General features: G+C 61.6%; 22 protein-coding genes. 9 read left to right on the top strand and 13 right to left on the bottom strand.

Going from position 1 to position 24,234, the window contains the following annotated elements; genetic code table 11:
• Positions 1 to 10: 10 nt before the first annotated feature.
• The gene (locus TU82_RS18365) at positions 11 to 922 is read right to left on the bottom strand and encodes a dihydrodipicolinate synthase family protein (protein ID WP_057724691.1); all 912 of its coding nucleotides are present in this window, start codon (positions 920 to 922) and stop codon (positions 11 to 13) included.
• A 471-nt stretch (positions 923 to 1,393) separates the two neighbouring features.
• Positions 1,394 to 2,425 (bottom strand): Leu/Phe/Val dehydrogenase, encoded by a 1,032-nt coding sequence (locus TU82_RS18360; protein ID WP_057724690.1) that lies wholly within the window; start codon positions 2,423 to 2,425, stop codon positions 1,394 to 1,396.
• Between the two features lie 187 nt (positions 2,426 to 2,612).
• Here TU82_RS18360 and TU82_RS18355 point away from each other — a divergent pair, with 187 nt between their 5' ends.
• Positions 2,613 to 3,416, top strand: a complete 804-nt coding sequence (locus tag TU82_RS18355) for a SirB1 family protein (RefSeq protein ID WP_057724689.1) — start codon at positions 2,613 to 2,615, stop codon at positions 3,414 to 3,416.
• Between the two features lie 107 nt (positions 3,417 to 3,523).
• On the opposite strand, the gene TU82_RS18350 is transcribed toward TU82_RS18355, so the two are convergent.
• The 4 genes from TU82_RS18350 to hmgA all read right to left on the bottom strand — a co-directional run bounded on the left by TU82_RS18350 (position 3,524) and on the right by hmgA (position 8,262).
• The gene (locus TU82_RS18350; protein ID WP_057724688.1) at positions 3,524 to 4,888 is read right to left on the bottom strand and encodes an MFS transporter; all 1,365 of its coding nucleotides are present in this window, start codon (positions 4,886 to 4,888) and stop codon (positions 3,524 to 3,526) included.
• Positions 4,889 to 5,040: 152 nt separating this feature from the next.
• Positions 5,041 to 5,676 (bottom strand): maleylacetoacetate isomerase, encoded by a 636-nt coding sequence (gene maiA, locus TU82_RS18345; RefSeq protein ID WP_057724687.1) that lies wholly within the window; start codon positions 5,674 to 5,676, stop codon positions 5,041 to 5,043.
• A 12-nt stretch (positions 5,677 to 5,688) separates the two neighbouring features.
• A complete protein-coding gene (gene fahA / locus TU82_RS18340; RefSeq protein WP_057724686.1) occupies positions 5,689 to 6,975 on the bottom strand; it encodes a fumarylacetoacetase in 1,287 nt (428 codons plus the stop codon).
• A gap of 3 nt (positions 6,976 to 6,978) precedes the next feature.
• On the bottom strand, positions 6,979 to 8,262 hold the full coding sequence (gene hmgA / locus TU82_RS18335) for a homogentisate 1,2-dioxygenase (RefSeq protein WP_057724685.1): 1,284 nt from the start codon (positions 8,260 to 8,262) through the stop codon (positions 6,979 to 6,981).
• 118 nt (positions 8,263 to 8,380) lie between these two features.
• Between hmgA and TU82_RS18330 the strand changes: the two genes are divergently transcribed.
• Entirely contained in the window at positions 8,381 to 9,160 is a 780-nt protein-coding gene (locus TU82_RS18330; protein ID WP_057724684.1) for an IclR family transcriptional regulator, read from the top strand.
• Between the two features lies 1 nt (position 9,161).
• Here TU82_RS18330 and dacB read toward each other — a convergent pair whose 3' ends face one another.
• The 7 genes from dacB to TU82_RS18295 form a co-directional block, all read right to left on the bottom strand.
• Positions 9,162 to 10,619 (bottom strand): D-alanyl-D-alanine carboxypeptidase/D-alanyl-D-alanine endopeptidase, encoded by a 1,458-nt coding sequence (gene dacB, locus TU82_RS18325; protein WP_057724683.1) that lies wholly within the window; start codon positions 10,617 to 10,619, stop codon positions 9,162 to 9,164.
• Between the two features lie 229 nt (positions 10,620 to 10,848).
• The gene (locus TU82_RS18320; RefSeq protein ID WP_057724682.1) at positions 10,849 to 13,263 is read right to left on the bottom strand and encodes a TonB-dependent siderophore receptor; all 2,415 of its coding nucleotides are present in this window, start codon (positions 13,261 to 13,263) and stop codon (positions 10,849 to 10,851) included.
• Positions 13,264 to 13,346: 83 nt separating this feature from the next.
• Entirely contained in the window at positions 13,347 to 13,652 is a 306-nt protein-coding gene (locus tag TU82_RS18315) for a GIY-YIG nuclease family protein (protein WP_057724681.1), read from the bottom strand.
• A 37-nt stretch (positions 13,653 to 13,689) separates the two neighbouring features.
• Positions 13,690 to 14,160, bottom strand: coding sequence for a nuclear transport factor 2 family protein (locus tag TU82_RS18310; RefSeq protein ID WP_057724680.1), 471 nt, complete (start codon positions 14,158 to 14,160; stop codon positions 13,690 to 13,692).
• 98 nt (positions 14,161 to 14,258) lie between these two features.
• Positions 14,259 to 14,885 (bottom strand): DUF1120 domain-containing protein, encoded by a 627-nt coding sequence (locus TU82_RS18305; protein WP_057724679.1) that lies wholly within the window; start codon positions 14,883 to 14,885, stop codon positions 14,259 to 14,261.
• Between the two features lie 227 nt (positions 14,886 to 15,112).
• Entirely contained in the window at positions 15,113 to 15,748 is a 636-nt protein-coding gene (locus TU82_RS18300; protein ID WP_057724678.1) for a response regulator, read from the bottom strand.
• A 196-nt stretch (positions 15,749 to 15,944) separates the two neighbouring features.
• Positions 15,945 to 16,763 carry a response regulator gene (locus TU82_RS18295; protein ID WP_057724677.1) on the bottom strand — a complete coding sequence of 273 codons (819 nt, stop codon included), beginning with the start codon at positions 16,761 to 16,763 and terminating at the stop codon, positions 15,945 to 15,947.
• Positions 16,764 to 17,172: 409 nt separating this feature from the next.
• On the opposite strand from TU82_RS18295, the gene TU82_RS18290 reads away from it, so the two are divergent.
• The 7 genes from TU82_RS18290 (at position 17,173) to TU82_RS18260 (ending at position 24,226) form a co-directional block, all read left to right on the top strand.
• Positions 17,173 to 17,811: a DUF1120 domain-containing protein gene (locus TU82_RS18290; RefSeq protein ID WP_057724676.1), complete on the top strand. Its 639-nt coding sequence runs from the start codon at positions 17,173 to 17,175 to the stop codon at positions 17,809 to 17,811.
• A gap of 43 nt (positions 17,812 to 17,854) precedes the next feature.
• Positions 17,855 to 18,469 (top strand): DUF1120 domain-containing protein, encoded by a 615-nt coding sequence (locus tag TU82_RS18285; RefSeq protein ID WP_057724675.1) that lies wholly within the window; start codon positions 17,855 to 17,857, stop codon positions 18,467 to 18,469.
• A gap of 23 nt (positions 18,470 to 18,492) precedes the next feature.
• Positions 18,493 to 19,113 (top strand): DUF1120 domain-containing protein, encoded by a 621-nt coding sequence (locus tag TU82_RS18280; protein ID WP_057724674.1) that lies wholly within the window; start codon positions 18,493 to 18,495, stop codon positions 19,111 to 19,113.
• A 3-nt stretch (positions 19,114 to 19,116) separates the two neighbouring features.
• The gene (locus TU82_RS18275; protein WP_057724673.1) at positions 19,117 to 19,785 is read left to right on the top strand and encodes a DUF1120 domain-containing protein; all 669 of its coding nucleotides are present in this window, start codon (positions 19,117 to 19,119) and stop codon (positions 19,783 to 19,785) included.
• A gap of 31 nt (positions 19,786 to 19,816) precedes the next feature.
• Positions 19,817 to 20,521: a fimbria/pilus chaperone family protein gene (locus TU82_RS18270; RefSeq protein WP_057724672.1), complete on the top strand. Its 705-nt coding sequence runs from the start codon at positions 19,817 to 19,819 to the stop codon at positions 20,519 to 20,521.
• A 118-nt stretch (positions 20,522 to 20,639) separates the two neighbouring features.
• Positions 20,640 to 23,075 (top strand): fimbria/pilus outer membrane usher protein, encoded by a 2,436-nt coding sequence (locus TU82_RS18265; RefSeq protein WP_057724671.1) that lies wholly within the window; start codon positions 20,640 to 20,642, stop codon positions 23,073 to 23,075.
• A gap of 11 nt (positions 23,076 to 23,086) precedes the next feature.
• Entirely contained in the window at positions 23,087 to 24,226 is a 1,140-nt protein-coding gene (locus tag TU82_RS18260) for a DUF1120 domain-containing protein (protein ID WP_173667488.1), read from the top strand.
• Positions 24,227 to 24,234: the final 8 nt, after the last annotated feature.

Below are 24,234 nucleotides of genomic sequence, written 5' to 3'. Positions count from 1 at the left end.
AACTTCCTTATTACTGGGTCACGAATTCAAGAAGTTGATCATAGACCTTTTCAACTTCGCAAAGTGTTTCCGGGTCCATGGTGAAATCAACCGGCGGACGAATTAATGTATTGCTCATTAAACGACGCCGCTTGAGCAAGTGCTTTGACAACTGCAAGTAACAATCGATACTCGCCATCATATGGCACATTAAATAAGACAACGGATAACCAATAGCCCTGGCGAGTTTTTCATCGCCAGTTTGCAGCGCGCGCCATAATGCCACGGTAATTTCGGCGATTTCGGTCGCCGGAATAACGCCTGCCAACCCACGCTTATAAGTATCGACCAACATCATGCCGCCATCGCCTTCGAAGATCCTGGCCTCGCCACCGGTGGCATCGCGCAACAGCGATACTTTGGGCGCGGTAGGTGCCGACTCCGGTTTGAACTGCACTTTCTGCGCCCCGAACGTCTTGAGCAGACGCGCCTGCACATCAATCGACATTGGACGCTTGGCAAGGGATTTGGCGTGGTGCACCAGCACCGGAACGCTGACGCTCTCGATCACATTGGCGAAGTAGACATACATCTGTTCATCGTCAAGTGCCCACATCGACGGGTGCATCACCAGCAATGCGTCACAACCTGCCTGCTCGGCCTGCCGCGAATACTCAATGGCCTGGGCGATGCTTTCGCCGCCCGTGCTCATGATCGCCACGCCTTTATCGCCCGTTTGCTCGGCGATCAATTCAGCGACGCGAAAACGCTCGGTAGTGGTCAACCGTGATACTTCCGAGATTTGCCCGATTACCACACCGTCACACCCCGTGTGCAGAATGTGTTCGATCTGGAGCCGCAGGGCTGAAGTATCCAGAGAAAGATCGCTGTTGTACGGAAGGATGGCGACCGGAAGGACACCATGAATTGAAGCGTTCGTCATATCTGATATTCCTTATCAAAGTTCGACGTTAACAAACAATAAGCCAGTCAAGAGTCCCACCAGGCCAAAACGTTTGCTCACACTATCCAGTAGCGCAAGACCCGCTGCCGCATTACTTGGATGGGCAGCTCTATTTTCACTTCGATCAAATAATTTTCGTTTCAGAGATCATACAAATTTTTCAGAAATCTCTTACAGGACTTTCCGTCATTCCGAAGTCGCAGCGAAGTTAATGGCCGGCGACTTTATTGTCCAACCGGCATATATTTCAAATTATTACAAATTACGCAAAGCACAGAATATTTTTTTTGCTTCAAAACTATCATTACTGTTTGTTTCATACATGTAACAAAAGTTGTACTGATGCAAGCGCGACAAAACAGAGAAGTACGTGCTTCTTCTTTTTTACGTTTTTTATTGTTGAGTTTTAACTAATGCTCAAAATCATGTTTTTTAGGCAGGCGAGCCGGGTTAATCCCTGGCCTGCGGATACAGCAGGCGTTCGGCCAATTCATCGGCCACTCGAGCGGGGGAGCGCTTTTCAGCCTGGGCGTGGGCATAGATTTCAGTGAGGCGCCTGCCGATGTTGGATAGGTGCGCGGTGATGCTCGGCAACTCGGCGCCGCTGTGTTTGAGTGCGACGTAGATCAGGCCACCGGAATTGATCACGTAGTCGGGCGCGTAGAGGATGCCGCGGCCTTCCAGTTGATCGGCGATGTCCAGGCTGGTCAACTGCGCGCTGGCGGAACCGGCCACGGCGGCACAGCGCAGTTGGCCGACGCTCTGGCGATTGAGCACCGCACCCAGGCCGCACGGGGCGAGGATGTCGCAGGGGGTGCTGAGCAAAGCGTCGTTGGCGATGGGATGCGCGCCCAGTTGCTCCATGGCCAGTTGCACCTTGCCGTGGTCGATGTCGCTGACCAGCAGTTCGGCGCCCGCCGCATGCAGCTGTTCGGCCAGGGCGTAACCGACATTGCCCAGGCCCTGCACCGCCACGCGCAGGCCTTCGAGGTTGTCGCTGCCCAGGCGGGCCATGGCGGTGGTGCGAATGCCGGTAAACACCCCCATGGCGGCATGGGGCGCGGGGTCGCCGGCAGCGCTGGTGCTGGTGACGAAGCGAGTGTGTTGGGCGATGCAATCCATGTCGGCGACCGAGGTGCCGCTGTCGATGGCGGTGATGTAGCGACCGCCGAGCTGCTCGACACAGCGACCAAAGGCTTCAAACAGCGCCGCACGACTCTCCACATGGGCAGGCCGCAGGATCACCGCCGTGCCGCCGCCTACCGGCAGGCCGGCCAGGGCGGCTTTGTAGCTCATGCCTTGGGCCAGGCGTGCGGCGTCGGCGATGGCTGTTTCATCGTCGGGATAAGCCAGGTAGCGGCAGCCGCCCAAGGCAGGGCCCAGGCGGCTGTTATGGATGGCAATGACCGCCTTCAGCCCGGTCACCGGGTCGACGCTCAGGTGCAGCGATTCCAGGCGGGTGCTGTGCATGAGCGCAAACATCGTCGTGCTCCCGAATCACTTCTGATGGTGGACGAAGTATAGGCTTGCGGCGGAAAAGTGCTGGATTGCACTGGAATAAGCCGCCAGATCTCGCGAGCTTTGCGACATAAGCGAGTGGGATATTTCTCAAGGTGCTGGACGAAAATTCACAGCAAGGCTAAAACGAGAGCATCCGCCGGAGAATGCAATGAATCCCCGCACCGCTTTTTTCGCCTGCCTGGAGCGTTCACCCCCTGCGCTGTTCGAAGCCGCGCTATGGGTTGCTGCCGAACACGACGCCGCCGTGCAGCCGTTGCTGATCCTGCAGGCATTCGGCCTGTTGCAACAGCAAGTCAGCCTGGGCATGCCGCTGCTGCCGGCCGATGAGCTGGGTCAACCGTTGCTGCGGCGCATGAATGAGCTGGGGTTTGCCCAGGATGATTTCACCCCTTTGCGCCCCGCCGCCGCCTTGCTGGATAAGGTGTTGCAGCGCAAGCGCGGGCAACCCCTGGCCATGGGCCTGATCGCCCTGGAGCTGGCCCGGCGCCTGGATATCCCCATGGTGGGCGTCAATTTCCCCGGCCACTTCCTGTTGCGCGTGCCCGGTGCCGATCACCTGCTGGACCCGTGTGGTGGCCGACGCCTGTATCCCAACGACTGTCGCGAACTGCTGCATCGCCAATACGGGCCGAACCTCAAGTTGCAGGCCGAGCACCTGCAAACGGCCGAGCCACGCTCGATCCTGCAGCGGCTGTCACGTAACTTGCGCCAACTTTACCTGGCCAACGACGAACCGCTGGCCGCCCTGGTGGATGCCGAGCGCGTGCTGGAACTGGGCAATGCCAGCGCCGCCGATTACCTGGCACGCGCCAGCCTGTATCAACGCCTGGACTGCCCGAGCGCCGAGCGCTTTGATCTGGAACACGCGTTGATGCTCAGCGAAGACCCGATCCAGCGTCTGCGCCTGACCGAGCGACTCGGCCATCTGCCGCCCAATTCAGTGGTGCATTGACCCAACTCCCAACGGTAGGAGCGAGCTTGCTCGCGAAAAAATCCAGGACACCCGTTTAACCAGGATGCCCGCGTTATCGTTAACGTTTTTCGCGAGCAAGCTCGCTCCTACAGTGAGCGATTGAGACTATCGCCAGGCAATGGCGTGTTCGGTGCAGTGCGTCCCGGCGAACGTACCTGGATAATCAGCAACGCGGCAATCACTGCTGGAATCGCGCAGAAAAAGAAGATCTGCTGCACCGGGATATGCATCGCCAGCAACAGGCTGCCGAACAACGGTCCCAGGATCGATCCGAAGCGCCCTACCCCCAGCGCCCAGCCTGTGCCGGTGGCGCGCACGTGCGCCGGGTAGAAATTGCTGGCGAACGCATTGAGGGTCAGTTGCCCGCCGATGATGCAGAACCCGGCGGCGAACACACAGGCCACGAGGTAACGTGGATTGTCGTGGTTCAAACCCAGCAGGAGGGTGCACAACGCAGCCGCCGCCAACACGCCGGACAATAGTCGCACCTTGCTTTTCAGACGGTCGGCAAACCAGGCCATGAGGATGGCGCCCAAGGTGCCGGCGAACAGGAACATTGAAGTCACCAGATTGGCCTGGTTGAGCGCCAGCCCGCTTTCGAGCAACAGCGAAGGCAACCAACTGATCATGAAGTACAGCAGGATCAGGCTGACGAAGAAGGTCGCCCAGATCAGCAACGTCGGGCGTGCGTAGCCATTGCGAAACAGCTCCAGCACCGTCAGTTGGCTGCCCTGCTCCTGGCGATTTTCGGCTTCGCTGGCAGGCGGCGGTTGCCAGTCGGGCAACATGCGCGCGGTAACTTTGCGCAAACGCAGGTAGGGCGGCGCATCGCGCAGCAAACGAGGCAGGGACTCGGGCAGCAACCACAGCAGGAACGGAAACAGCAGCAACGGCGTTACACCACCCGCCAGAAACACCGCCTGCCAACCAAAGCCGTCGATGAACCCGGCCGCCACGAAACCACCCGCCGCGCCGCCGAATGAGAAGCCACAGGCGGCCAGAGTCACCATGAAGGTACGCATGCGTGGCGGCGAATATTCCGACATCAGGGCCATGGCGCTGGGCATCGCGCCGCCCATGCCGATGCCGCAGATAAAGCGTGCGGCCATCAACGTGGTCAATGAACTGGCAAACACCATCAGCACGGTGAGGCTGGCGTAGATCAACACACAGCCCAGCAGGATGCGTCGCACGCCGAAGCGGTCCGCCAGCGGCGTCACCAGCAGCGAGCCCAGAGTCAGGCCGAGCAGGTTGGCACTGAACACCGGCCCGAACGCGGCTTTTTCCAGGCCCCAGTCCTTGGCCAGGGCCGGCACCACGTAGCCCAGCACTTGGGCGTCGTAGCCGTCGGTGACCAGCAGCAATGCCAGCAACAGAAGAATCAACCACTGGTAGCGCGACACCGGACGGGCGTCGAGTGCCGCGCGAAAGCTGGCAAGCTGATTGTGCATCGCAAGGGACCTTTATTTTTATTAGGTTGGCACGATCAAATGTGGGAGGGGGCTTGCCCCCGATAGCGGTGTGTCAGTTGCAAATTTATTGCTGATACACCGCAATCGGGGGCAAGCCCCCTCCCACATTTGGATCTATGCAGTTTTGAGCGCTATGGGGTGTCAGGTTGGTTGGCGGGGTGGGCCTGCACGAAGGCCGGATGCTGCGCCGCCAACGCCGCCACTCGGCCGAGGCGCGGGTACGCGCCCAACGGCACCTTGAAACGTTCGGCGGCATACAGCTGGGGAATCAGAAACGCGTCCGCCATGCCCGGCTGCTCGCCGAAGCAAAACCCTGTGTCGCCAATCAACTGCTCCACCGCGCCCAGGCCCTGGCTGATCCAATGGGCGATCCACTCAAGCAACTGCGCTTCATCGTGGCCCCACTGGCGCAGCAGGTTCTGGGTGCTGGAGTTGTGCAGCGGGTGAATATCACAGGCGATGATCGACGCCACTGCGCGTTCATGGGCACGGGCGGTCAGGTCCTTGGAGAGCAGCGGTATCTGTGGATAACGTTCTTCCAGGTATTCGATGATCGCCTGGGACTGAATCAACAAGTGCCCCTCTTCGCTGCGCAAGGCCGGCACGCGCCCTTGCGGATTGAGCGCCAGGTACGCGGGCTGGCGATTGGCCCCGCCGGCCGGCACCAGCAGGTTGACCGGCACTGCGGTGAAATCCAGGCCCTTGAGCGCCAGCGCGATGCGCACTCGGTACGACGCGGTAGAGCGGTAGTACGTATACAGTTCCATGACCCTGCCCTCTCAGCGTGCGGCGACCACGGTGCCACGGCACTCACCGAAACCGATGGAGGCGAAGCCTTCACGCTTGCAGCGGGCACGCAGGATGATTTCATCGCCGTCTTCGAGGAATTTGCGCACCTCGCCGGACGCCAGTTCAATCGGCTTCTTTCCGCCTTCGGTGATCTCCAGCAGGCTGCCGAATTGTCCCGGCTGCGGACCGGACAAGGTACCCGAACCAAACAGGTCACCGGCCTGCAACTGGCAACCGTTGACGCTGTGGTGCGCCACCAGTTGCGCCACGGTCCAGTACATATGTTGGGTGTTACTCAAGGTCAGGCGATGGGCCGGCAGGTTCTGTTCACGCATCGAAGCGGTGGTCAGCAGCACTTCCAACTCGATATCGAAGGCGCCGGCCTTCTGATCGCGAACGTCCAGCAGGTACGGCAACGGCTGAGGATCGCCTTCGGGACGCGCCGGTTGCGCCTTGCGAAAGGGCTCCAGCGCTTCAGCCGTGACCACCCATGGCGAGATACTGGTGATGAAACTCTTGGACAGGAACGGCCCGAGCGGCTGGTATTCCCAGGCCTGGATATCCCGCGCCGACCAGTCGTTGAGCAGGCAGAAACCGGCGATATGTTCAGCCGCATCGCCAATGGCGATCGCGTCGCCCATGGCATTGCCCGGGCCGACCCAGATACCCAGTTCCAACTCATAGTCCAGGCGTGCGCAGGGGCCGAACGTCGGCTCGGCCTGGCCGGCGGGCAAGGTCTGGCCTTTAGGGCGACGGACCTCGGTGCCTGAGGGGCGGATGGTCGAGGCACGGCCGTGGTAACCAATCGGCACGTACTTGTAGTTGGGCAACAGCGGGTTGTCGGGACGGAACAGTTTGCCGACGTTCTGTGCGTGTTCAATACCGACGTAAAAATCGGTGTAGTCATTGATCCTGGCCGGCAGGTGCATCTGGCAATCGGCGGCGCGGTGCAACACCTGCGCCTCACGGGTTTGCAGGGGGCTGCCTTCGGCCAGCAGCTCCAGCAGGCGCTCGCGCAACGCCACGCGGGGGCCGCGACCGAGTTCGAAAAAGGCGTTCAATTGGCCACCCGCGGTGGCTTGCACTGCGCGCCGGGCTTCACCGTCAAATGCGTCCAGCGCCGCGTGCAGGTCGAGGATCGCGTCGCCAATCGCCACGCCACTGCGCGGCGCCGAACCCTTGATGCTGAACACCCCCAGCGGCAGGTTTTGCAGGGGGAAGTCCGCGTGACCGTTGGCCGAGGCCACCCAGCTGCGGGTCTGCGTTGGTTGAGTCATGGGTTATCTCCGATTCGGGTTGAAGGTGGCGGGCAGCGCGGCCCAGCACGCGTCGTAAGAGGGCTGCAATTGCGGGCATTGCAAGGCGAACTGTGTGGGCCGCAGCACTTGGCTGGTCTCGAACATGAACGCCATGGTGTTGTCGATCTTGTGCGGTGCCAGCTCGGCATTGATCGCCCGGGTGCAGGTTTCGCCGTCCGGGCCATGGGCGCTCATGCAACTGTGCAGGGACGCGCCGCCGGGCAGGAAGCCCTCGGCCTTGGCATCGTAGGCGCCCTGGATCAAGCCCATGTATTCGTTCATCAGGTTGCGGTGGAACCACGGCGGCCGGAAGGTGTTCTCGGCCACCATCCAGCGTGGCGGGAAGATCACGAAGTCGAGGTTGGCCAGGCCATGCACGCTGGTGGGCGAAGTCAGGACGGTGAAGATCGAGGGGTCCGGGTGATCGAAGCTCACCGTGCCAAGAGTGTTGAAGCGGCGCAGGTCGTATTTGTACGGCACGTTGTTGCCGTGCCAGGCGACCACGTTGAGCGGCGAATGGTCGAGCTCGCAGGCCCACAGCTCGCCGAGAAATTTCTGCACCAGGGTGGTCGGTTGCTTGAGGTCTTCGTAGCGGGCGACCGGCGTCAGGAAGTCGCGCGGGTTGGCCAGGCCGTTGCTGCCAATCGGGCCGAGGTCCGGCAGGCGCAGCGGTGCGCCATGGTTTTCGGCGACATAACCGCGTGCCTGGGCGTCGAGCAGTTCGACGCGAAATTTGAGCCCGCGTGGCAGTACCACGATTTCCAACGGCTCGACGTCCAGTACACCCAGTTCAGTGGCGATACGCAAACGGCCCAGCTCGGGCACGACCAACAGTTCGCCGTCGGCATTGAACAACACCCGCTCCATAGACCGATTGGCGCGGTAGTGGTAGATGCTGATCCCTGACGGTTTTTCCGACCCGGAATTGGCGACCATCCCTACGAGCCCGTCGATAAAGTCAGTCGGCTCACCTGGGATTTCCAACGGGTTCCACCGCAACCGGTTCGGCGTCACAGCGCCCAAGGGCCCGCCAGCCAATTGCCGCTCCAGCTTGATGAAGGCCGGGTGATTGGCCGATGGCTGGATGCGGTACAGCCAGGTACGCCGCGCTTCGCTGCGCGCCATGGTGAACGCGGTGCCGGAGAACAGTTCGGTGTACAGCCCGTAGGGCGCTTTCTGCGGCGAGTTCTGGCCAACGGGCAGCGCGCCAGGCAAGGCTTCGCTGGCAAATTCGTTGCCAAAGCCCGACAGGTAGTCGAGGTTCATGGAGCATCCTCTGGGTCAGTTGTTTTTATCGTAATCCAGTTACGCATAACGTAATTTGATCGCCGGGGAGCGTCAAGCTATAAAGACGCCCACTTCTCTCTCGGATTCTCGCTCCCCCATGGAAAAGCCCCGCGACACCGGTAAACAGAAAGTCCGCTCGGCCGAGGTGGGCACCGATATCCTCAAGGCCCTGGCACAACTGTCGCCGTCCACCTCGCTGTCGCGCCTGGCCGACCATGTGCAGATGCCGGCGAGCAAGGTCCACCGTTACTTGCAGGCGCTGATTGCGTCGGGCTTTGCCGAACAGAACACCGCCACCAACCACTACGGCCTGGGCCGCGAAGCGCTGCGCGTGGGCCTGGCGGCGCTGGGCAGCATGGATGTGTTGAAGGTCGGCGCACTGCCGCTGGCGGAACTGCGCGATCAATTGAATGAAACCTGCTTTCTGGCGGTGTGGGGCAACCAGGGGGCGACCGTGGTGCAGATCGAGCCGGCGGTGCGCGCCGTCACGGTGGTGACGCAATTGGGCTCGGTATTGCCGCTCTTGAGTTCGTCCACCGGGCTGGTGTTCAGCGCCTACCTGCCGTCGCGGGAGACCGTGGAATTGCGTGACCGCGAGATCCAGGCCGGCACCGCCCACGCCCTGGCGGACGATGCGGCCTACGCCACCCTTTGCGAACAGATCCGCCGCCGTGGCCTGCATTTTGTGCATGGCTTGCTGATGCCCGGCGTGGATGCGCTGTCAGCGCCGGTATTCAACGCCACCGGACACGTGGCGGCGGTGATGACCGTGGTCGGCCCCACCTCGCTGTTCCACGCCGATGAAGACGGCCCGGCGGCGCAGCAGTTGCTGGCGGCGACCCGGGCCGTGAGTTGGCGCATGGGCTATCAATCCTGAATCAGTCGTCCCAGCGCGACAGCGCCACTGCCATGCGGTCTTCCAGCGCTTTGACCTGCGCGCCGTCCACCACATAGTTGTTGGTCAGCATCGAGAACACCAACTTGCGCCCTTGGGCGTCGGTGACGTAACCGCTCAGTGATGACACGCCGGCCATGGAGCCGGTCTTGGCATGCAGGTTGTTGTCGGCCGGCGTGCCGCGCAAGCGATAGCGCAGGCTGCCCCCGGTCATGCGGTCAGTGTTGCCGGCAACCGGCAGCGCGTTGTACCAGGCGTCGAACCACGGCTGCTTGCCCGCGACCAGCAACAGGTCGGTAAAGGTTTGCGAAGAAACCAGGTTACGTCGCGACAGGCCCGAGCCGTCGACCTGACTGAGCGTGGTGGTGTCCAGCCCCTGGCGCTTGAGGAACCCGGCCACCGCCAATGCACCCGCCGCCGCCGTGCCGCTGTTGGCGGTCTGGCGCCCCATGGCCTTGAGCAGGGCTTCGGACATAGTGTTGTTCGAGAGTTTGAGCAGTGGCGTGATCAATTCCTGCAACGGCGCCGATTGGTGCTCGGCCAGCAGCGTCACCACCGCAGGGCTCGCCCCGCCCATCACTCGCCGCCCCTGCACCGTAATGCCTTGTTGCGCCAAGGCGTGTTCAAACAGATTGGCCACCAGTTGCGTCGGCTCCCAGACGCTGATCAGTTGCTGGCTCTGCCGCCCCGGTGCCACCGCGCCGCTGAGCTGCAACAGGTTGGTGCCATGCCGGCGGTTTATCCCGTAGCTGTTGCCCGGCCCGCTGACGGCGCGGTTGCTCAGTTGCAGGTAGTCGGTAGGCGGAAAGATGTCGACGCTGACAGGCTGGCCAACCCGCAGCGGCGCCCTGGCGGTGACCAATACGCTGCCGGCATCGAAATCCGTATTGGGCGACACCGTCAGCGCGGAAATCTGCGCGCCGTAGTAGGTGGTTTCATCGTCATGGGACCAATCGACCCCCAGCCGCTCGGCATCGAACCAGGTGTCATCGAACACCAGGTCGCCCTGCACCTGGCGCACGCCCTGGCTGGCCAATTGCGCCGCCAGCGCCTGATAGTCGGCGTATTGAATAGCAGGATCCCCCACGCCACGCAGGTAGAGATTGCCGGTAAGGCGATCGCCCTGGCGGGTGCCATTGCTCAACAGTTGCGTGGCGAAGCGGTACTGCGGGCCCAGCACATCCATCGCTGCGGCGGTGGTCAGCAGTTTCAGGTTAGATGCAGGCACCAACCGTGTGCGTGGGTTGTGCTGGTAGAGCGTGCTGCCAGTACGGGCGTCGCGCACCGTCAGCGAGACGGTGGCGCCTTGCAGCGCCGGGTCGGCCAGCAGCATGTCGAGAGTCGCGGACGTGGAGGTCTGCGAAACGCTGGCGCAGCCGCCCAGTAAAAAACTCAAGCCAACCAGCAGGGTGCTGGTGTGTATCCATTTTGCAAAATACATCAGTCGCGTTTTCCGTAGGCATCCAATGGCGGCAACGCTAACAGCTCAGGTGTCAATGTGGGAGGGGGCTTGATCCCGATAGCGGTGTGTCAACCAACAGTAGTGTTGGCTGACACACCGTCATCGGGGGCAAGCCCCCTCCCACATTTGATCTTCGCTGCTTTAAGCATTTCGTTCATTTAACTGACTGGCATCAGGGCAAGCCCCCTCCCACATAAAGCAGATCCGGTCAGAAAGAGAGGGTGCTGGACACCGATACCTGCCGCGCATCGCCAATAGACACGAACTGCGTATTTACCGAAGAGGTGTAATAGGTGCGGTCAAACAGGTTCTTCACATTGAGCTGGAACTTGACCTTCTGCCCCTCAAGCCGGGTGTCATAACTGGCGAACACATCAGCCACGGTATAACTCGGCAGTTCGAAACTGTTGGCCGCATCCCCTGCCCGCTCACCGACATAACGCGCGCCGGCGCCGACGCGCAGTTGATCACCGCCCAGGATGCTGCCGAAGTCATACACCGCCGACAGCGAGCCGGTGTTTTTCGCCACGTTCTGCAGGCGATTGCCTTTGAGGCTCGGGTCTTCGGTGACCTCGGCATCGGTGTAGGCATAACTGCCGATCAGGCTCCACTTGTCGGTCAGCTGGCCGCTGGCATCCACTTCCAGCCCACGGGATCGCACCTTGCCCGCCACGCTGTAGACCGAGGTCAACCCGTCGCCAACCTGCACCAGCACATTACGTTTATCAATGGTGAACAACGCCGCGCTCGCGGTGATGCGCCCCGGCAGGTCGAACTTGGTGCCCAGCTCCCACGCCTTGGATTCTTCAGGCTCCAGGCTGCCATCCAGCACGGTTTTATTGGCCAGCGGCGCGATGGTGGAGTTGGGTTTGAACGACTCGGTATAACTGCCATAGAACGACAGCTCATCGGTGTAGCGATACACCAGCCCGGCACGCGGCACCCATTTCTGGCCGTTGCCATCGGTGTTGGCGGTGAACGGCACGCCTTTGCCGGCGTATTGGTCGTACATCTGGTAACGCGCGCCGCCGACCAGAATCCACTGATCGTTCAGGTGAATGGCGTCCTGGAAGAACAACGAGTCGCTGCGCAGCAGATCGGTCTGGTTGCTGTCCGGCGCGCTGACTTTGGAGCCCGCCACTTCGTTGCCGTACACCGGGTCGTTGTAGTTGAAAACGCCACGCGGCGTCTGGCGAACCAGGTCGGCGCGGTAGATTTTGCGGTATTCATCATCCAGGCCGAACACCAGGTCGTGCTGCATACCCGCCACATTCACCTTGCCTTCAAGGCTGGCGGTGGCGAAGCGGTCGGTGGTCAGCGCGCCCTGGGTGCCGTCCATGCTGCGGGTCAGGGTGCCGTTGGTGTTGACCTTGACCACGCGCACCTGGCTGGCGTCGTAGGTTTCGCGGTTCCAGCTGTAGCCAAAATGGGCTTTCCAGTCATCGCTCAAATCATGATCGACGTTGAGGCGGTACAGATCGGAGCGGCCTTCCATGTTGTTGAACGGCTCATCCAGGCGGCGGGTGGCGGGGATGTTCAGCGGATGGTTGGTTTTGGGATCGATGGCGGTGCCACGGTCGAATGGAGAGAGAAATTCGCGATGCTCATAGGCCAACACCACTTGAGTGGTGTCGCCGTACCATGCCAGCGACGGCGCCACCAACGTCTCGCGGTGGGTCCCGTAGTTGCGCCAGTAATCTTCATCTTCATGGTCGACGATCAGGCGATAGGCCAGGCCGCTGTCGCCCACGGGGCCGGTAGTGTCCAGGCTGCCGCCGCTGCCGTTCTTGCCGCTGCCGAACGTCGAGCCGCGCGCGGTCAGGGCGGTGGACTGCACCAGCTCGGGCTTTTTGCTGACGATATTGACCACGCCGCCGGGATCCTGGATCCCATACAGCAACGACGACGGGCCCTTGAGCACTTCGACGCGCTCGGCCGTCGCGTTCAAGGCGCGGCCCTGCACCAGCGGCATGCCGTCCTTCATGATCGAGCCGTTACGGTTGTCGCCAAAACCGCGCAGCATCACCGCGTCCTGGGTGCTGCCGAGGGTGTTGGACTGGGTGATACCGCTGATATTGCCCAGCGCATCATCCAGGTTGCGCGGTTGCTGGTCGCGCAGGACTTGGGCCGGGACCACATTGACGGTCTGCGGGGTTTCCAACAACAGGCCGTGGGAGCGCATCACCGAGCTGGTCGGCGGCGGCTGGTAGCTGGTGCTGTCCTGGGCAAGGTTGGCGCCGCTGATGGTGGTAGCGCCGAGATTGACCGCGCCGTCGGTTGGCACAGGCTCCAGGGCCAGGGTGCGGGTATCGATCTGGCGGAAGGTGAAGCCTGACTGGCCCAGCAGGCGTTGCAGGGCCTGGCTCGCGCTCATTTGCCCGCTGACTGCCGGGGCATTGAGGCCGTAGGGCGCTTCATCGGTATAGATCACGCTGATGCCGGTGACCCGGCTGAAATCGCTCAGGGCCTGGGGCAGCGGTTTGGCGGCCAGGGCAAACTTGAACTGGGCGCTTTGTTGCTCCTGCGCCTGCGCCATCGCCAGGGGCAGCAAGACCACCCCAGACACCGTAAATACCGAGGCTCCCAGCCACTGTTTGACCCAACCGCCCGCCGTCGACTTCATGCTGTGAGAACCCGTGTGGAAAATGCTGTTAATGCGAATAGATCGCAGTTTCAAGCATTACACGGATGGGCCGCCGGTTTACCTCACATGGGTTTGCAACTATTTTTGTTAATTTCACCCTCAACGCCATTCGCCGCCAGGCACTCCTTGGCACTCTTCTTCAATTTCTTGATCAGGCGCTCCTGGCGCAGCGCATCGCCCTTGCTTGCACACTGCTCGGTATAGACCAGTGCCACCGCCGGGCTGGACAAAAAGAACCGCGCGCCCTTGCCACGCTGGTGAGAGGCAAAGCGACGCTGAGGGTCGTTGCTGATGCCGCAATACAACGAGCCATTGGCGGCACGCACCAGGTAGACGAACCAGGGCTTGGGTTCAGAGGGATCAGTCACGAGTCGATGTCGGCAAACCAGAAGTGCGCCAATCTTATCAACGCCCGGCCTGAAATGCCTTCAAGCCTTTGAGCGCCTGGGCCCGTACCGCGTTTTTCAGCGCCGGCGACCAGCCCAGCAACAGGCCCTTGAGGCCCAACGCCTGGCGCGACCAACGCCACAGGTCGAAGTGGTCGTGATGCTCACAGATCTTGCCATCGCGAAATACGAAGCGCGCACCGATATCGTTGACCACCGTATTGCCGGTTGCGCTGAACAGGTACGTCGCCACCCAATGGGCGCTGCCGGTGGTTTCATCGCTGCGCACATGGTCGAACGTCAGGGAGAAATCCTTGGCCCGGGTGGTGAGCATGCGCCACATGTCCCCGGCATCACGCCCGCGCAGCTCACCGAAGGCAGGGTCGCTGAACACCACGTCGTCGGCGTAGCAGGCAGCCATGGCTTCGGCGTCCAGGCGTTGGAACGCCTCGTAGAAGCGGGTGATCAGGGCGGTATTGGCGTCACTCATGGGCAGGCTCCGGGAGGATGATGGTCAGGGCTGCACGATAATCCGCGCAGGCCGTAAAGACCATGACCATTGATGACGAATATGGCGTCGCCCCGGGCTTACAGGTAGACGATGTCCAGGGTTGCACTCCCGTCCAAAGGGATCTCTTCAATGGTCATTTTCGGTTTCCTGACGAAAGTGCTGATGACCACATCGGTTGCCAGATTTTGAATCGCCACCGGTAAATGATCGGCGCCTTGCGACCCACTCACCGCTCTCATCCAACGTGGTTGCCAGACATCAGCGGCTGGGAACCAGGTCTCACCATCGACAGACTCAATAAGGGAAACGGCGGCACCATCGACCGTGGTGTTTTCCATCGTCAGCCGGTACGCGCCCAATTTCTGATTATCGGCGCTCAATCCCAGACCGAACAGCGAAGTGGTTTCGTAACCGTTGAACCAGGCAGTTCCAGATCGATTATCGGTGCCCTTGACCGCCAGCAAGGTGGCCGCATCACAAACCACAGCGAACTGTAACGTGGCATCCGGCAATTGCGTGATGGAGGTCAGGTCCTTGATTGACAGTTTTCCATGGTCAACGAGGCCGTTGCTCGACACCGTCGGCGTGCAGGCAGAGGGTGTAATGGTGCCTTTGACCACCAGGTCCACACTGGACGCCGCAAATACGCTGGAGATACCGGCCAGCGACAACGCTGCAGCAATAATTAAACGGGACTGTTGCATTTCAATGCTCACTCACGGTCGGTTACCCGGGGGAATAAACAGACGAACGAAAGTACGTCGCCACCCCGAGGGCTCGACTCAATTAATAGACTAAGGTTGAGAATCAGCGCCATTAACGGCAGATTGCTCAAGACACATTGGAGCACTGCGCCTACTGCGCTCCCATACAACTAATACGAATACTTGGTTACAGCGCCCGCTCAAACACCGTCATAAACTGTCATCTACTAAGGCACCATGCCCGCGTCACGGGCATAGGCAAATAAATCCACATCCGTAGAAATGCACAACCGATTCATCGCCGTGGTTTTCTGTTTGCTGATGGTCGAAATACTGCGATTGACCCGCGCCGCAATCTCACTGACCGTCATGCCGCTGGCCAGCATGCGCACCACTTCGCGCTCCTTGCCGGACAACTGCGGCTGTTGCAATGGATTGCCGGTGCCCGCCTCGACCATCTGCACCCGCAGGCACTCGCTGGCGAAGGTCTGGCCGGCGCAGACCGCCTTGATTGCCAGCGGCAATTCTTTGGCCGAGGCGCTTTTGGCCACTACGGCCCTGGCCCCCTGGGCAAACGAGGCGCGCAAGGTGGCGACATTGGCGAACATGGTTACCAGAATCACCGGCATAGCCGGATATTGGCGGTTCAGGAAACTCAACAAACCGTAGCCGTCGGCCTGTTGGCCACCGGGCATGGCGAAGTCCGTGACGAGCACGTCGCACGCCGTTGTAGTTAACAAATTGATCAACTGATCGGGACCATCGGCCTCGCCGACCACTTTGCATCTGCCATTCGCCTCGATCACCACTTTTTGTCCGACCCGCACAATAGGATGATCGTCAGCAATAATTACTCGAAGCATACATACCCACGAATGATGGCAACTTGAATCCGCGCAAAATACCCCCACGGGCGCTTATCAACAACTACTAACAAAGAGCTGCTTGCAGCCACGCTCAATGTTCAGTAGTGACAAGTTTTCGGACTACAAAACAATAGGAAAATACCTACAAAAAACACAAGAGCTCAATGACTGAATCCTATTGCAAAATCTTGATTCAAATGCCCGCCAAATACTCGAGATAAACCCTCAACTCAGCCTGGAAGCGCTCCAACGCCGCCCTGCGAGAGACGACGCCATGAGCCACGACCTGCTCGATAAGCCCTACCGCCGTCGATTCAAGGTCGGTCCCGCCCAAAAACACCAGGCTGCCCACCAACCGGTGGAGCCGTTCGGCAACGGCTGGGGCGTTCAAAGTGACACAGGCGTGATGCAAGATCCCATGGTCCTCCCATGCCTCGACCAATAGGGTTTGCAACATCTGGTCAACAACCTGGTGGCTGCCAAACGTCGCGACCAAGGTGGCACGGGTGGGCCAGTTCGCCCGTGGCGCCGGCGGCGCCTGGCAGGCCTGCGGCGCATTTGCGCCGGGCAGCCAGCGCATCAGAACGGCGTGCAATTGTTCAAGTGTCACAGGCTTGAGCAACCAGGCATCCATGCCGGCGTCACGACAGCGCTGCGGGCTGTCGCTCTGCAGGTTGGCAGTCAAGGCAATGATCGGCACTCGCCGTAACCCATGCTCACGCTCATGCGCGCGAATCGCCCGGGCCATTGCGTACCCATCCAGAAAGGGCATTCGACAATCGCTGATCACCAGGTCGAAGGGCCGACGGGTAAAGGCCAGCAACCCACGGTCGCCGTCAGCGGCCGATTCGTGCCCAAGCCCCAGTTGCTGCAAAAGCCAGCCCAGCAGCAGACGGTAGGCAGAGTGGTCATCGACGACCAGGACATTCAAGTGTTTCCAATGAAGCGGGGGTACAACGGGCGGCCGCAACGTCCGGCTCGCCCTTGCGGTTGAACCTGGCAGGGAGCCCATCAGTACCTCTTCGTGACTATAGAAACGGCGATAATCTGCAGCGCCGCTGCAATAGCCAACGAAACCTATTGTGCAGCCCAGACAGTCACATCCACAGGGATGCTATCGGCGGCACACCAATAACCTTTCAAGCAATTCAAAGCCCATACAACAACTACGAAAAACAAAGCCAAAGACCTTCCCCCAGCGCGCTAAACAGCCTGCTCGACGGGCCACGGCAATGTCGTAGAAGTTGTATTTCCACTGCCTGGGCTTCTCGATAAATTCCCCCCACCCCACAGAGGGACGGCTCGCGCCTTCACCGCCGCCGTAAACCAATAGACCGTTGCCCTGCGCACCCGCCCATAAAGAAGCGGGCCAGACTTTGCACGCGTCGTAATCTGCCAGCCTTGCAATGGAAACCAATGAAATGAGCACCACCTCTCTATCGCTACTGAGCAGCGCCTTGTTCCTTGCGCTGACCTCCTCGGCGTTTGCAGCCAGCTCCGTGGACCTCGCCGTCAAGGGTTCGATTGTCCCGAGCGCCTGTACCCCCGCACTGTCCGAAGGCGGGGTCGTGGACTACGGCAAGATTGCAGCCAAGGACCTGAACGTCGACACGGAGACCTCCCTGCCCACCAAAGCCCTGCAGTTTTCTGTCAGCTGTGACGCCGCCACATTGGTGGCTGTGCGGACAATGGACAACCGCACAGGGTCGAGCAGTGGCGTTCTGGATTCGGAAAAATTCGGTCTGGGCCTGATCAACAACGGCACGGAAAAACTTGGCTACATGGGGGTGAGGTTTTTGAACTCGTCATTGATCGTCGATGATGCGCCTGCCGGCAGTCTCTCCTCCAGAAAAAAGGAAGGTCCGTGGATGAGCAGCCGGTATTGGGCACATGAAATCTATTTGACCCCTACCGTGCCCGGTGGGACCACGCCGATCCCGGCCAAGCTGTGGACCGCAGAAGCCAGGATCTACACCAAGATCGCCCCCACTAGCGAGCTGAGCCTCAGCGGCGAGGTCCCCATCGACGGCTCCATCACCGTGGAAGTCGTGTACCTCTAATCCCAACGATATCGGCCCCTGAGCCCAAGGAGATCCACTCGCCATGAAGGTTTTTGCTCTCAGTTTGATCAGTACGTTGCTGCTCTGCCCGCCCGCATTCGCCGCCAGCAACACCGACCTGCTCGTCAAGGGGAGCATTACGCCCAGTGCCTGTGAACCGGTGATCTCCGGCGGCGGGGTGATTGACTTCGGCAAGGTGTCGGTCAAGGAGCTCAACACCGACACCTACACCGACCTGCCACGGGAAACCATGCTGCTGAGTGTGCGTTGCGACGGCCCGACGTTTTTTACCCTGAACACCATCGACAACCGCGCAGGCACCGCCGCCAGCCACTTCAGCTGGCATGGCCTGGGCACGACCGCCAACGATGAAAAAGTCGGCGATGCAGGGCTTGGCCTCTACGCGCCGATTGCCGACAACGTCCCCGTACGCACTATCACCTCGAGGGATGGCGGTGTGACCTGGAGCCCCTCGACCATGCTCAGCCACACCCTGCTCACGGCCGTCTCCAATAACGAGGGTGTGGCACCGATCGCCGTCGAGCAACTGGACGCGCAAATCCGCCTGATCACCCACATCGCCCCCGCCGACGGCCTGACGCTGACCGACGAAGTCCCCATCGACGGCCACGCCACCGTGCAAGTCAATTACCTCTGATCCCCACCAAGGAAGTCGCCACCATGAAGACCCGATTCACCACCCTGGCCGCCGGTATCGCGCTGCTCAGCTCGGCCAACACCTTTGCCGCCTCAAGCGTGGACTTGACGGTCAAGGGTTTGATTGTGCCAAGCGCTTGTACGCCCAGCCTGTCCAGCGGTGGGGTGATTGATCATGGCAAGGTTTCGGCCAAGGACCTGCAGCCGGACCAAGCGACGCTGATTGGCGTCCACACCTTGACGATGACCGTCAATTGCGACGCACCCATCCAGTTCGCCCTGCATTCGATCGATAACCGCGTAGGCTCAGGCCTTACGACAGACTATGGCCTGGGTTTCATCAACGAGACCCAAAAGCTGGGCAGGTACTCCCTTTCCTTGCGTAACCCGGTCGCCGAAGACGGCGCGGTGGTACAGACAATCGGCTCGTATGATCAAGGTAAGACTTGGTCCAGCGAGAGAGTATGGCAGCCGAGCATGTACATGTCGGTGGCCTCAATGAATGACGACACTCAGCCGGTAGCGGTTAAAGATCTGACCATGGACCTGCGGGTTACAACCCATATCAACCGCTCTGACGGCCTGGACCTGAGCAACGAAGTCACGCTCGACGGTTCCGCCACCCTCGAAGTGAAGTACCTCTGACCCATGACCGCCCCTTCCTCAAACCCCGCCAGGCACCGACCATGCTCCCGGCTGAAGGTGCGCTCTGTTGCCGTGCTGCTCGCCCTGGCCGCCACCGCAGAGGCCGGGGCGGCGTCCTATGTCGACCTGATGGTAACCGGCCGGGTGACGCCGGATGCCTGCCATGTGGAGCTGTCCGAAGACGGCAGCATCGAGTACGGCAAGATCCCCGCGCGCAGCCTGCACAGCGACGAATTCACCGTGCTGCCCAGCCGCACGCTGGAACTGCATGTGCAGTGCGCAAGGCCAATGCTGTTTGCGCTGGTGGGTGTCGACAACCGCGCGGACTCGTCCCTGGCGCCGGACTTTTTCTACGGGCTGGGCATAAACATTCATGTCCCGGACGAACGCCTGGGCTCCGTGGGGCTGGCCTTTCGCAACCCGGTGGGCGACGCGCAACCCCTGCAGGTGCTGTCCTCGCTCAACGACGGCGAAACCTGGACGCCGGACCCGAATGCCTACCCACGCGCCTATATGGCCTTTGCCCTGCCGGGCGACCGTCAACCCGACTTTCTCAGCCAGCTCACCACCCAGCTTCAGGTCGAAACCGCGATCAACTTTTCGCGCTACCTGACCCTGGATCAGGAAGTGCCCCTCGACGGCTCCATCGTGCTGGATTTGCGCTACCTCTGATCGACTTATTTGCCCTAATGGAAACCCCGTCATGACGACGTTCTTCTCAAACACTGCTGTAGGGCTGATTGCCTTGCTGCTGGTACTCGGTTCTCAAGCCAAGGCCGACGGCATGGTGCCCGACAGCTCCGTGGTGATCGTGCTTGAAGCCGATGGCGAAGCCAGCGTATCGGTGACCAACACCGACAGCCAACTCGCACTGCTGCACGTTACCTTGCAGGACATCCCCGAAGACACCGAGCCGCTTTTGGTGGTGACGCCACCGTTGTCACGGGTGGAATCGTCCAAATCGCAACTGGTGCGTTTCATCCTGCAAAACCAGCAGCCGTTGCTCACCCAGCGGCTCAAACGCGCGGTGTTCGAAGGCATGCCCCAAGGGCGCGCAGCCACCGCCGCCGGGCATGCCCGCGTGGGCGTGACCGTGCGCCAGAACCTGCCGGTGATCGTGCACCCCAAGGGTTTGGCCCCCAACCGCACGCCGTGGACCGACCTGACCTGGACGCTCACCAACGGCACCTTGCAGGTGCGCAACGACACCCCCTACGTGGTGCGCCTGGCGCAGGAGCTGCAACTGCTGCCCGGTAACGGCAAGGCCATGCTGCCGCGCACCTATGTGCTGCCCGGCGAAACCTTGAGCGTACCGGCCAGCGGCGCCGGCGCCGACACAGTGCGGCTGCAACCAGCCACGGTGTACGGCTTTGCCGTTGCGGCCTACGACGCACCGCTCACCCGCTGACTGAACCACCGGGCATCACCACGCCCGGATAAAGAAGTGACGGCTCATTGATCGTCACCGGAACGCCTGCCGGCACCGGATCAAACGGGCCCGCGCGTTCACATCAAGAGTGCCAAGCGTGAAAACAGTATCGAGTTACCGTGACGGCGAAGCCGTGCCCGCTCTCCCCCTGCGCCAGCCCATGCCGCTGGTGATGCTGCTGTGCGCCCTGCTGCCGGCCAAGACCTGGGCCGAGGGTGCCGGCTCGTCCGGTTTCGACGCCCAGACCCTGCAACAACGCGGCATCGACCCGCAACTGGCCAGCCTGTTGCTGGATGCGCCGCGCTTCGCCACCGGACGGCACACCGTCAACCTGCGGGTCAATGGCCAGCGCCGTGGCCGCCTCGACGCAAGTTTCGACCGCCAAGGCAACCTGTGCTTTGACCGCGCTTTGCTGGACGCCGCCAACCTGGTGGTGCCCGACGATACCGAGCACTGCCACGACTTCCTGGCGCAGTACCCGCAAAGCCTGGTGGAGCCCGATCCGGCGACGCTGTCGGTGTCTTTGGTGGTACCTACCGAAGCCTTGCGCCCAATCCCGCAGGATATCTCCGGGTACGAAACCGGGGGCTTTGCCGGGATGCTCAATTACGACCTCAGCGGCTTTTACAACCGCTTTGGCGATGACGCCAGCCGGTTCGGCTCGGCCAATACCGAAGTGGGCTTCAACGCCGGTGACTGGATCGTGCGCAGCCGGCAGGTCCAGACCTGGCAGGATGGCCTGTCACGCAGTACCCATCTGGAAGCCTATGCCCAGCGCACCTTTGCCAGTCGGCAAGCGGTGCTGCAAGCCGGGCAGATCAACCTCTATAACCCGGTGTTGTCGGGCGCGCAGATTACCGGTGTGCAGGTGCTCACTGAGCATGCGCTTCAAGAACAAGGCCAGGGCGCGCTGATCCAGGGCATCGCCAACAGTCCCGCGCAAGTGGAAGTTCGCCAGAACGGCGCGTTGATTCACTCCACGGTGGTGCCCGCCGGGCCCTTCGCCTTAAGTGATGTGCGTCGGCTCAATACGCGCTCGGACGTGGAAGTGACGGTCAAGGAAAGTGTCGGCGGTGAACGGCGCTTTACCGTACCCGCCGCCATGCTTGGCCTGGGGCTGCCAGCGCCGGGGTACGCGCTGGCGGCGGGTCGCGTGCGCAAGCTCGGCGACGCCAAAGGGGGAGATCCCTGGGTCGTCAGTGGCGGCTGGACCGGGGCCGTGCATCCGCAACTGACCCTGGGCGGCGGTGTGCTGGCCGCCAGCCAATACCGCTCGGCAGGGGCAAGCCTGGGTTGGCAGCCGCTCCTGGACACCCAGATCCAACTGTCCACGCAACTGTCCAACACCCAGGCCCGGGAAAAGGTCTCCGGGGTGCAGACGGATATTTCCTGGTCGCAACGCTTGGGCGAACAGTGGTCGATCAGCGCCGCCAACTCCTGGCGCAGCATCGGTTATCGCGAGCTGGAAGAAAGCACCTACGAGCGCGACGGTAGCCAGAAGAACTCACGCTATCGAGACCAGCAAAGCCTCAATCTGGGGTGGTCGCACCCGATGCTGGGCGCCTTCAGTGCCGGCGTGTCGCGTTCGTCCAATTTTGCCGGCGACGGCAGCAGCCGCGCCCTGGCCTCGTGGGGCACGAGCATCGGGGCGGTATCGTTTTCGGCCAGTGCCGAATGGCAACTGGGCGGCAGCCAGCGACAGGACAATGCGGTGTACCTCACTATCAGCGTGCCGTTGGGCGAGAGTCGCCGGCTGCGCAGCTGGGTACGCAATTCCGGCGGCGAAAACCGCACCGGCCTGGGCGTCACCGAACAGATCGACGACCAGCTCAGTTACCGCGTCAGCGCCGAGCACGACAGCCGCGACCGTCAGGTGGAAACCAGCGTCGGTGTCTCGGCACTGCCGCGCTACACCCAGCTGGACCTGAGCTACAGCCGCTCCGATGCCGAGCGCTCCAGCTACCAGGGCGGCGCACGCGGCGGGGTGGTATTGCACGACGGCGGCGTCACGTTTTCACCGTATCCGGTGCGCGATACCTTCGCTCTGGTATCGGTCGGCGACATGAGCGGCATCAAGCTCAGCACCCCCAGCGGCCCGGTCTGGACCGATTGGCACGGCCAGGCTGTGGTCTCCCAAGTGGCCGCCTACGGGCGCAGCCCGGTGGAAGTGCAAACCCGTTCGCTACCGCGCAATGCCGACATCAACAACGGCCTGGCGATGATCTCGGCCGGGCGCGGCGCGGTGGACCGGGTCGAGTTCGGCGTGGGCCTGACGCGCCGCATGTTGCTCACCGTCAGCACCGACCGAGGCGAACCGCTGCCGGTGGGCGCCTCCGTGAGCACGGCCAGCGGTGAGTTCATCACCCTGGTGCAGGACGCCAGCCAAGTGTTCCTGCCCAATGTATTGGATCAAGGGCAACTGTGGATCACCACGCCGCAGGGCGAACGCTGTGAGCTGCGCTACGAACTGCCGGAAAAAGCCGATCCTACGGTGTATTTCGAAACCGCGCCCGCTCGCTGCCACACGCCATGAGGACTACCGCCATGCATTTTGCTACTTGTTTGCGCCACCTGAGCCTGGGGTTATTACTCGCGTTTGCCGGCACCGCTCATGCCTTTGAAGAGTGCCAACTCAACCTCAGCGAACCGCTGGTGGATTTCGGCCTGATGAGCCGCCTGGCGCAAAGCGACAGTGCGCCGCAACGCTTGCTTGGCGAACGCCGGATAAGCCTCACCTTCACCTGCCCCCGAGCCCAGGACCTGAGCCTGTTCTATCGCGGCACCGCCGCCACCGCACAGCGCCTGCAGTTCACGCCCCACGGCAGCTATGCCATCGAGGTCGGCAACGCCGTACTCGACGGCAGGGCGGTGGAACTGGGCTTGTTGCCCGGCGCGGGCCAGGCGCCGGTGAGCAGCGCAAGCGTGCTGCAATGGCGTCCCGACCATGGCATCGCGCCGCTGGACCAGGGCGTGCCGATGATGGGTAAAACCCTGTCGCTGCACATGACGCTGCGCGCCTGGGCCGACCCGGCCGCCACCCAGGTGCGCGACGCCACCACCTGGGAAGTCAGCGGGATGTTGTACAACAATGCCAGCGGGCGCTACCGCGATCTGACACTGCGCGCCCACTTCGCGCCGACCGCCTGCCAACCGTTGCTGTCGGACCAGGGCGTGGTGGACTACGGCACGTTGTACGCCAAAGACCTGAGCGCGACCACTGAGACGCCGCTGCCGGCTCGCACCCTGCGCTTGAATGTGACCTGCGACGCCCCGGCGCGCTTCGCCCTGCACATGCGCGACAACCGCGACGGCTCGGCCACCGGCGGCATCGATGAAACGGCCTATGGACTGGACCTGGACGCCAGCCGCAACAAAATCGGGCGTTTCTACCTGACGGTCGACCCGGCGGATTTCAGCGCCGACAGCTACGCAGCGCTCTACCGTACCGACTCCACCAGTGGTGGCGCTGCCTGGAGCAGCTCCACAGCGCGACAAATCCCCATGGCCGCCAACAGCCTGCTGGCGTTTACCGACAAAACCGGCGTCACCACCGGGCCAATCGCTATTCAGACCCTGGCCGGCACGGTGCGCATCAAGGCGTACCTGGCCCCCACGCAAACCCTGGATCTGCGCGACGTCGTGCGCATCAACGGGTCCGGCACTATCGAAATCTTTTACTTATAGGAGTCCGA

The organism is Pseudomonas orientalis (genome assembly GCF_001439815.1).
Taxonomy (GTDB): Bacteria; Pseudomonadota; Gammaproteobacteria; order Pseudomonadales; family Pseudomonadaceae; genus Aquipseudomonas; species Aquipseudomonas orientalis.
The sequence above is the reverse complement of the archived record's forward strand: the minus strand, read 5'-3'. Positions and strand labels throughout refer to the sequence as shown.

Coding starts and splice junctions, on each gene's coding strand:
- TU82_RS18295 (WP_057724677.1), bottom strand. CDS start 16,763: ATGGGCTCCCTGCCAGGTTCAACCGCAAGGGCGAGCCGGACGTTGCGG.
- TU82_RS18360 (WP_057724690.1), bottom strand. CDS start 2,425: ATGTTTGCGCTCATGCACAGCACCCGCCTGGAATCGCTGCACCTGAGC.
- TU82_RS18330 (WP_057724684.1), top strand. CDS start 8,381: ATGGAAAAGCCCCGCGACACCGGTAAACAGAAAGTCCGCTCGGCCGAG.
- TU82_RS18300 (WP_057724678.1), bottom strand. CDS start 15,748: ATGCTTCGAGTAATTATTGCTGACGATCATCCTATTGTGCGGGTCGGA.
- TU82_RS18290 (WP_057724676.1), top strand. CDS start 17,173: ATGAGCACCACCTCTCTATCGCTACTGAGCAGCGCCTTGTTCCTTGCG.
- TU82_RS18285 (WP_057724675.1), top strand. CDS start 17,855: ATGAAGGTTTTTGCTCTCAGTTTGATCAGTACGTTGCTGCTCTGCCCG.
- TU82_RS18270 (WP_057724672.1), top strand. CDS start 19,817: ATGACGACGTTCTTCTCAAACACTGCTGTAGGGCTGATTGCCTTGCTG.
- TU82_RS18305 (WP_057724679.1), bottom strand. CDS start 14,885: ATGCAACAGTCCCGTTTAATTATTGCTGCAGCGTTGTCGCTGGCCGGT.
- hmgA (WP_057724685.1), bottom strand. CDS start 8,262: ATGAACCTCGACTACCTGTCGGGCTTTGGCAACGAATTTGCCAGCGAA.
- dacB (WP_057724683.1), bottom strand. CDS start 10,619: ATGTATTTTGCAAAATGGATACACACCAGCACCCTGCTGGTTGGCTTG.
- TU82_RS18350 (WP_057724688.1), bottom strand. CDS start 4,888: ATGCACAATCAGCTTGCCAGCTTTCGCGCGGCACTCGACGCCCGTCCG.
- TU82_RS18260 (WP_173667488.1), top strand. CDS start 23,087: ATGCATTTTGCTACTTGTTTGCGCCACCTGAGCCTGGGGTTATTACTC.
- maiA (WP_057724687.1), bottom strand. CDS start 5,676: ATGGAACTGTATACGTACTACCGCTCTACCGCGTCGTACCGAGTGCGC.
- TU82_RS18310 (WP_057724680.1), bottom strand. CDS start 14,160: ATGAGTGACGCCAATACCGCCCTGATCACCCGCTTCTACGAGGCGTTC.
- TU82_RS18365 (WP_057724691.1), bottom strand. CDS start 922: ATGACGAACGCTTCAATTCATGGTGTCCTTCCGGTCGCCATCCTTCCG.
- TU82_RS18355 (WP_057724689.1), top strand. CDS start 2,613: ATGAATCCCCGCACCGCTTTTTTCGCCTGCCTGGAGCGTTCACCCCCT.
- TU82_RS18280 (WP_057724674.1), top strand. CDS start 18,493: ATGAAGACCCGATTCACCACCCTGGCCGCCGGTATCGCGCTGCTCAGC.
- fahA (WP_057724686.1), bottom strand. CDS start 6,975: ATGACTCAACCAACGCAGACCCGCAGCTGGGTGGCCTCGGCCAACGGT.
- TU82_RS18275 (WP_057724673.1), top strand. CDS start 19,117: ATGACCGCCCCTTCCTCAAACCCCGCCAGGCACCGACCATGCTCCCGG.
- TU82_RS18320 (WP_057724682.1), bottom strand. CDS start 13,263: ATGAAGTCGACGGCGGGCGGTTGGGTCAAACAGTGGCTGGGAGCCTCG.